Annotated in this window: 2 protein-coding genes; both read left to right on the top strand. The window is 73.8% G+C overall.

Annotation, left to right across the window (positions count from 1 at the left end; all coding sequences use genetic code 11):
• Nucleotides 1-191 precede the first annotated feature (191 nt).
• The gene (locus HCN56_RS25140) at nt 192-1,412 is read left to right on the top strand and encodes an acylneuraminate cytidylyltransferase (RefSeq protein ID WP_167974891.1); all 1,221 of its coding nucleotides are present in this window, start codon (nt 192-194) and stop codon (nt 1,410-1,412) included.
• Entirely contained in the window at nt 1,409-2,356 is a 948-nt protein-coding gene (locus HCN56_RS25135) for an N-acetylneuraminate synthase family protein (protein WP_167935640.1), read from the top strand. Before HCN56_RS25140 ends, HCN56_RS25135 begins: the two co-directional genes overlap by 4 nt.
• Nucleotides 2,357-2,469: the final 113 nt, after the last annotated feature.

Below are 2,469 nucleotides of genomic sequence, written 5' to 3'. Positions count from 1 at the left end.
GCCTTCTTCACGCGTGTCTTCACCCCCCTCGCCGCGCTGCTGATCCGGCTGCGCGTCGCCCCGCTGATCCGCCGCTGGGGGCGGCTGTGACCGCCCCGGCGCCCGCCGGAGGGCCCCGCCGCACCGCCGGCCGCCCCGAGCGCCGCCGCGCACCCGCCACCACCACCGACACGAACGGGACGTCCCCACCCATGACCACCGTGCTCGCCGTGATCCCCGCCCGCGGGGGTTCCAAGGGAGTGCCCGGCAAGAACCTCGCGCCGGTCGGCGACGTGCCCCTGGTGGCGCGCGCCGTCCGCGAGTGCCTCGGCGCCCGCAACACCGGCGCCGTCGTCGTCACCACCGACGACCCCGGCATAGCCGCCGCCGCCCGCGCCGCCGGCGCCGAGTCCGTCGAACGCCCCGCCGAGATCTCCGGCGACGCCGCGACCAGCGAGGCCGCGCTGCTCCACGCGCTCGACACCTACGAGGAGCGCCACGAGACCACCGTCGACGTGGTGCTGCTGGTGCAGTGCACCAGCCCGTTCCTCACCCGCGACGACATCGACAAGGTCGCCGGGGCCGTCCTGGACGGCGCCGACACCGCGCTGACGGTCGCCCCGTTCCACGGCTTCCTCTGGCGCGACACCGCCGGCGCCCCGCGCGGCGGCGCGGGCGGCCACGGCGTCAACCACGACAAGGCGTACCGCCCCCGCCGCCAGGACCGGCCCGAGGACCTGCTGGAGACCGGCGCCGCCTACGCCATGCGCGCCGACGGCTTCCGCACCGAGCGCCACCGCTTCTTCGGCCGCACCGAACTGGTGCGCACCGACCCCGCGCGCGTCCTGGAGATCGACGACCCGCACGACCTCGCGCGGGCCCGCGCCCTCGCGCCGCTGCTGGACGGCATCCCCGGCAGCCCCCCACCGCCGTTCGCCCAGGGGCCGCTGCCCCGGCGCGACGACATCGACGCGGTGGTCATCGACTTCGACGGCACCCAGACCGACGACCGGGTGCTGATCGACTCCGAAGGAAGGGAGCTGGTCGCCGTGCACCGCGGCGACGGCCTCGGTATTGCCGCGCTCCGCCGCGCCGGCCTGCCGCTGCTCATCCTCTCCACGGAACAGAACCCGGTCGTCGCCGCCCGGGCGCGCAAGCTGCGCGTCCCCGTGCTGCACGGCATCGACCGGAAGGACCTCGCCCTCAAGCAGTGGTGCGAGGAGAACGGCGTGGCGCCCGAACGGGTGCTCTACGTCGGGAACGACGTCAACGACCTGCCCTGCTTCGGACTGGTCGGCTGGCCCGTCGCCGTCGCGGGCGCGCACGACGTCGTCCGCGCCGCAGCCCGTGCGGTCACCTCCACGCCCGGAGGGGCCGGCGCGATCCGCGAGATCGCCTCGTGGATCCTCGGAAAGGAACTCACGTCCTCATGAACGCACCGACCCAGCAGACCGCCGCCGGCGTCCGTCTCCGCCACCTCGGTGACCGCCCGGTCGGTCCCGGCCGCCCGGTCTACGTCACCGGCGAGATCGGCATCAACCACAACGGCGACCTCGACAACGCCTTCGCGCTGATCGACGCCGCCGCCGACGCAGGCTGCGACGCCGTCAAGTTCCAGAAGCGGACCCCCGAGATCTGCACCCCCCGCGACCAGTGGGACATCGAGCGGGACACCCCCTGGGGCCGGATGACCTACATCGACTACCGCCACCGCGTGGAGTTCGACGAGGAGCAGTACCGCGCCATCGACGCCTACTGCCGCAAGCGGAACATCCACTGGTTCGCCTCCCCCTGGGACGTCGAGGCCGTCGAGTTCCTGGAGAAGTTCGACCTGCCCGCCCACAAGGTGGCCTCCGCGTCGCTGACCGACGACGAGCTGCTGCGCGCCCTGCGCGCCACCGGCCGGACGATCATCCTCTCCACCGGCATGTCCACCCCGCAGCAGATCCGCCACGCGGTGGAGGTGCTGGGCAGCGAGAACATCGTGCTGCTCCACGCCACCTCGACCTACCCGGCCAAGGCCGAGGAGCTCAACCTGCGGGCGATCCACACCCTGCAGGCCGAGTACCCCAACGTGCCGATCGGCTACTCCGGCCACGAGACCGGTCTCCAGACCACCCTCGCCGCCGTCGCCCTCGGCGCCGTGTTCGTCGAGCGCCACATCACCCTGGACCGCGCCATGTGGGGTTCGGACCAGGCCGCGTCGGTCGAGCCGCAGGGCTTGGACCGCCTCGTCCGCGACATCCGCACCATCGAGGAGTCCCTCGGTGACGGCGTGAAGCGGGTCTACGAGGGCGAGCTGGCCCCGATGAAGAAGCTGCGCCGCGTCAAGGGCGTCGTGGCCGAGCGCGCCGAGCGCGAGCCGGCGCAGGTCTGACCTGTGCCCGGAACGTACGCGCTGGTCGAGAGCCCGGTCCAGTTGCTGAACGTGCTGGAGTGGGCCCACGCCCGGACCGCCGGGGGCACCGCCCCCGGCGGGACCCCGCCCCC

This window comes from Streptomyces lonarensis, assembly GCF_012033735.1.
Lineage (GTDB): Bacteria > Actinomycetota > Actinomycetes > Streptomycetales > Streptomycetaceae > Streptomyces > Streptomyces lonarensis.
This window is presented reverse-complemented; position numbering and strand designations above follow the sequence as displayed.

Bases quoted from the DNA above. Each gene is read 5' to 3' on its own strand.
- HCN56_RS25140 (WP_167974891.1), top strand. From the start codon at position 192: ATGACCACCGTGCTCGCCGTGATCCCCGCCCGCGGGGGTTCCAAGGGA.
- HCN56_RS25135 (WP_167935640.1), top strand. From the start codon at position 1,409: ATGAACGCACCGACCCAGCAGACCGCCGCCGGCGTCCGTCTCCGCCAC.